Source organism: Micromonospora sp. NPDC049799 (assembly GCF_040656655.1).
Taxonomy (GTDB): Bacteria; Actinomycetota; Actinomycetes; order Mycobacteriales; family Micromonosporaceae; genus Micromonospora.
Genome location: NZ_JBFAMU010000377.1, coordinates 1 through 4,830, shown reverse-complemented (window position 1 = coordinate 4,830; position 4,830 = coordinate 1). Strand labels below are relative to the sequence as shown.

Here is a 4,830-nt window from a genome sequence, read left to right as displayed (position 1 = left end):
GTTCCAGGGCCTGCGCCGGGCGTGGCGGGCGGGTGACGACCTCTACGCGGAGGTGACGCTGCCGGAGGCCGCACGTGTCGACGTCGACCGGTTTGAAGGGCGGCACCGCCGATCGCGACCAGGCTGACCAGCACGGCCCCCGAGGCCGGTACGAGCACCCGCAGCAGCAGGTCCTGGACCGCCTCCACGTCGGAGACGAGCCGGCTCAGCGCGTCGCCCGAGCGCTGGCCGAGGCTGTCGCGCCGTGCGGCGAGCGTGGCGAAGACCCGGGTCCGGACGTCGGTGACCAGCCGCAGCACGGCGTCGTGACCGGCCAGCCGTTCGGTGTAGCGCAGCACGCCCCGACCGATCGCCAGCGCCCGGACCGCCACGATCGCGACGGTGAGCCGGTCCAGCGGAGGGCGTCCGGCGGCGCTCATCAACAACCAGGTGGCGGTGGCCATCAGCGCCAGTGCGGCGAACTCGGTGGCGGCGGCGAGCAGCCCCGCGCCGACCAGCCGGTTCAGGTAGGGCCTCGCGAGCCGCAGCACCGTGCGTTCCGGCGCAGGGGTCCGGCTGGTCATCGGGCCTCCCCGGCCGGAGTCGGGGTGAGTTCGGTGACCCGGCCGTCGTCCACCCGCAGGACGCGGTCGGCGTCGGCGAGCAGTGCGGGCCGGTGTGCCACCAGCAGCGCGGTGCGGCCGGCGACCAGCCGGCGGGTGGCCTCCAGCACGACCGCCTCCGAGGCGCTGTCCAGTCGGGCGGTCGGCTCGTCGAGCAGGACCACCGGCGCGTCCCGCAGGAACGCGCGGGCCAGGGCGACCCGCTGCCGCTGGCCGCTGGACAGGCCGTGGCCGTGCTCGCCGAGGACGGTGGCGAGCCCGTCGGGCAGGCCGGCGACCACCTCGTCCAGCGCGGCGTCTCCGACCGCGCCGGCCAGCGCGTCGTCCGATGTGTCGGCGGCGCCGAGACGGATGTTGTCGGCCAGCGTGGCCGCGAAGAGGTGGGCCCGCTGCGGTACCCAGGCGACCTGCCGACGCCAGCCGTCCGGGTCGGCGTCGGCGAGGTCGACCCCGTCCACGGTGACGCGGCCGGCGGTCGGGGTCACGAAGCCGAGCAGCAGGTTGATCAGGGTGCTCTTGCCGGCGCCGCTCGGCCCCACCACGGCGATCCGCTCGCCCGGCCGGATGGTCAGCGTGACGTCGCGGAGGGCTGTCGTCCGCTCGTACGCGACGGTGACCGACTCGAACCGGATCTCGCCCCGCCCGTCCGGCACCGGACGGCTGCCCCGGCCGACGGCGGCGGGCGCGCCCTCGATGACCTCGAAGGCGTGGTTGAGTGCGGTGAGGCCCTCCATGCTGGCGTGGAAGCGGCTGCCGGCGGTGCGGAGCGGCAGGTACGCCTCCGGGGTGAGCAGCAGCACCAGCAGCGCGGTGGAGAGGGTGAGCCCGCCGGAGAGCAGCCGGATGCCCACCGGCACCGCGACCAGCGCCACCGACAGGGTGGCGACAAGCTCCAGCACCAGCGCCGACAGGAACGCGATCCGCAGGGTCTTCATGGTGGCCCGGCGGTGCCCGTCGGCCATCCGGCGGACCACGTCCGTCTGGGCGCGGGCGCGGCCGAACGTCCGCAGCGTGGGCAGCCCGGCGATCATGTCGAGGAAGTGCCCGCCGAGCAGGGAGAGCCGCCGCCACTGGCGTTCCGTGGCGGCCTGCGCCTGCCAGCCGAGCAGCGCGCCGAAGATCGGGATGAGCGGCAGGGTGGCCGCGATGATCAGCGCCGAGCTCCAGTCGGCGACGAAGATCCGGGCCAGCACCGCCACCGGCACGGTCACGCTGAGCACGAGTTGCGGCAGGTAGCCGGTGAAGTAGGCGTCCAGCGCGTCCAGCCCGCGCCCGGCGAGGGTGGCGAGCTGGCCGGCCCGCTGCCCGGCGACCCAGCCCGGCCCGTGCCGTCCGACCGCGTCGAGCAACTGCACCCGCAGCGCCGCCTTGACGGTCGCCGCGACCCGCGCCGACACCGTGCCCTGCGCCCACACCAGCAGCGACCGGGCGGCCACCGCCGCCACGAACCCGGCCAGCGCCGGCCGGTCCAGCCGACCCGCGAACGCGGTGGCAAGCAGCGCCGCCAGTGCGGTGGCCTGCGCCACGACCAGTCCGGCGGCGAGCACGCCGAGGAGCGCGAGCACGGCGAGGTCGCGCCGGGCCGCGGGGACCCGGCGCAGCAGACGCGGGTCGAAGGGACGGCGGTTCACCAGTACACCGGTGCCCTGCCGTCGGTCCGTCCCCGGAAAACCCACCAGCACATCGCCTGGAAGCCTAGTAGGGCCGGAACGAGCGGCACCGTCAGCCAGCCCAGCAGCCGCAGGGTGGGCTCGCTGGCCGCCGCGTCGGCCACGGTCAGGGAGGCGGCGGGATCGACGGTGGACACCAGCGCGTACGGCCAGAGGGTCGCCCCGACCAGCACCACCGGCAGCGCCAGCGCCGCCGAGGTGGCGGCGAAGGCGACGCCCGGCCGCCGTCGGGCGAGGGCCACCCGGGCGCCCAGCAGCGCCGCGCCCAGCGCCGCCAGCAGGAGTACGCCGACCGCCGGCCGCTGCGCGGCAGCGCGTACGCCCTCGGAGAGCAGGCCCAGCGCGGTGGCCGCGCCGACCGCGGCGAGCGCCACCGGGATCAGCCGGCGGGCCAGCCGCCCGGCCGCGCCGGCGTCGGGGTCCGGCAGGCGGAGGGTGAGGAACGTCGCACCGTGCGCGGCGACCAGCGCGACCACGGCGAGCCCGGCGGCGGCCGCGAACGGGGTGAAGAGGTGGGTCACCCCGGAGACGTGGCCGTCGGCGTGCAGCGGTACGCCCTGGAGCAGCCCGGCGAGCACGAAGCCCCAGCCGGTCGCGGCGAGCAGGCTGCCCACCACGACCACCCGGTCCCAGGCGGCCCGGGCGCCCGCACCGGACGGCCGGCTGCGCAACTGCACACCGGCGGTCACCAGGATCACCCCGACCAGCGCGCCGACGACCGCCGGGTAGAGGCCGGAGAGCAGTTCCCCCTCCAGCGTCGGGAAGGCTCCGAAGAGGATGCCGACGGCCGCGACCAGCCAGACCTCGTTGCCGAGGAAGAACGGGCCGACCGCGTTCAGGGTGGCGCGCCGGGCGGCGGGGGTGGTCCGTCGGGCCAGCAGCAGGCCGACGCCGTAGTCGTAACCGCCGAGCACGAGGTACGCGGCGAAGAAGGCCCCGAGCAGGGCGTACCAGGCGAGTTCCACGGTGGGTTCCTATCCGGCGAGGGCGGGTTCGGGGCGGGGGTCGGCGGGCTGGTCGTCGGGCCGACGGCCGAGAGCGGGATCGTCGGCGCCGCGGGCGGCGTGCTTGGCGAGCAGCACCCAGTTGGTGACCGCGAGGGTGCCGAGCAGCAGCGTGAACCCGATGAGGGAGGCGAGCATCACCCCGGGGTCGACGCCGCTGACCGCCCGCTCGGTGGGGAGCAGCCCGTAGGCCACCCAGGGCTGACGGCCGACCTCGCGGGCGATCCAGCCGAGGATCAGCGCGACGAACGGCAGGGGCAGGGCCAGCAGGAGCAGCCAGAGCGGGAAGCGCAAGCGGACGATCCAGTCCCGCCAGAGCAGCGGGAGCAGCAGCCACAGCAGGCCCAGACCGAAGCCGATCAGGATCATGAAGCCGAGGCCGACGCTGGACAGCACCGGTGGTTCGTAGTCGCCCGGGCCGAAGCGGGCGGTCCACTCGGCGACCAGCGCGTCGGCGGCGGGCGTGCCGCCGAACTTGGTGGGCTGGACCTCACCGACCGGGCCGAACTGGGCGAAGCCGAAGCCCTGCACCGCGGTGATCGCGAGGGCGGCGGTGACCAGGCCGATCCGCAGCGAGGTGCGGAACAGCGCGTGGTCCGGTGTGCGGCGGATCAGGTGCCAGGAGCTGACCGCGGCCATCAGCATCCCGCCGACCAGCAGGGAGGCCGCGACCACGTGCCCGAAGGCCATGCCGAAGGTCGGGTTGGTGACCAGCGCGGAGAAGTCGGTGAGGTGCGCGATCCCGTCCCGGACCTCGTACCCGACCGGGTTCTGCAACCAGGCGTTGGCCACCATGATCCAGAACGCCGACGCGTACGCGGTGATGGCGACGCCCCACAGCAGGGCGACGTGGACGACGGGGCGGAGCCGGTGCCATCCGAAGATCCACATGCCGAGGAACGTCGACTCCAGGAAGAAGGCGACCAGGGTCTCGATGGCCAGCGGCGCCCCGAAGACGTTGCCCACGTAGCGCGAGAGGCCGCTCCAGTTCAGCCCGAACTGGAACTCCATGACGATGCCGGTGGCGATGCCGAGCACGTAGTTGATCACGTAGAGCTGGCCCCAGAAGCGGGTCAGGCGCTCCCACTTCGGGTCGCGGGTGAGGAACCAGGTGGTGTGCAGGCCCACCAGCAGGGTCACCAGGCCGAGGGTGACGACCACGAACAGGAAGTGGATCGAGGTCGTGGTGGCGAACTGCAGGCGCGCGAGGAGCAGGGTGTCCATGACCGCTCTCCAGAGGTTGACTCGCTTGTCGTAGCCAGCCTACACGTAGCTTACCTACGTATACCAAGCGCAAGATCGCCCTCGAACAGGGAAGTAGTGGCCTCCCTCGCTGCGGGAGGCCACTACGTCAGGGATCGAGCGTGATCATGCGGAGCACGGGCGCGGCGACGCGCCCGCTGGGGCCGCGGCCGGTGGCTCAGCTCAGGAAGAGCGAGATGGGGAGGGCGACCAGGGTGCCCGTCACCGCGAGCGCGGCGGCGCCGAGCAGGCGCGGCGGGCGGTCGGCGACCAGGAGCCGCTGCACCCGGACGTCCAGGTCCCGGTCGCCCA

3 protein-coding genes and 2 pseudogenes are annotated in these 4,830 nt (G+C 74.4%); all 5 read right to left on the bottom strand.

Annotated features, from left to right (window positions below):
• Nucleotides 1-110 precede the first annotated feature (110 nt).
• Nucleotides 111-530: pseudogene (locus AB0I76_RS22540) on the bottom strand (thiol reductant ABC exporter subunit CydC); the annotation flags it as partial.
• Nucleotides 531-559: 29 nt separating this feature from the next.
• Complete coding sequence (gene cydD, locus AB0I76_RS22535; protein WP_357038740.1) at nucleotides 560-2,233, bottom strand: thiol reductant ABC exporter subunit CydD; 1,674 nt, start codon at nucleotides 2,231-2,233, stop codon at nucleotides 560-562.
• Nucleotides 2,230-3,237 carry a cytochrome d ubiquinol oxidase subunit II gene (locus AB0I76_RS22530; RefSeq protein ID WP_357038737.1) on the bottom strand — a complete coding sequence of 336 codons (1,008 nt, stop codon included), beginning with the start codon at nucleotides 3,235-3,237 and terminating at the stop codon, nucleotides 2,230-2,232. The genes cydD and AB0I76_RS22530 overlap by 4 nt, the downstream gene beginning before the upstream one ends.
• A 9-nt stretch (nucleotides 3,238-3,246) precedes the next feature.
• Nucleotides 3,247-4,500 (bottom strand): cytochrome ubiquinol oxidase subunit I, encoded by a 1,254-nt coding sequence (locus AB0I76_RS22525; protein ID WP_357038735.1) that lies wholly within the window; start codon nucleotides 4,498-4,500, stop codon nucleotides 3,247-3,249.
• Between the two features lie 196 nt (nucleotides 4,501-4,696).
• Nucleotides 4,697-4,830: pseudogene (locus AB0I76_RS22520) on the bottom strand (M56 family peptidase); the annotation flags it as partial.

Excerpts from the sequence above, each read along its gene's own strand:
- AB0I76_RS22525 (WP_357038735.1), bottom strand. The coding sequence starts at position 4,500 with ATGGACACCCTGCTCCTCGCGCGCCTGCAGTTCGCCACCACGACCTCG.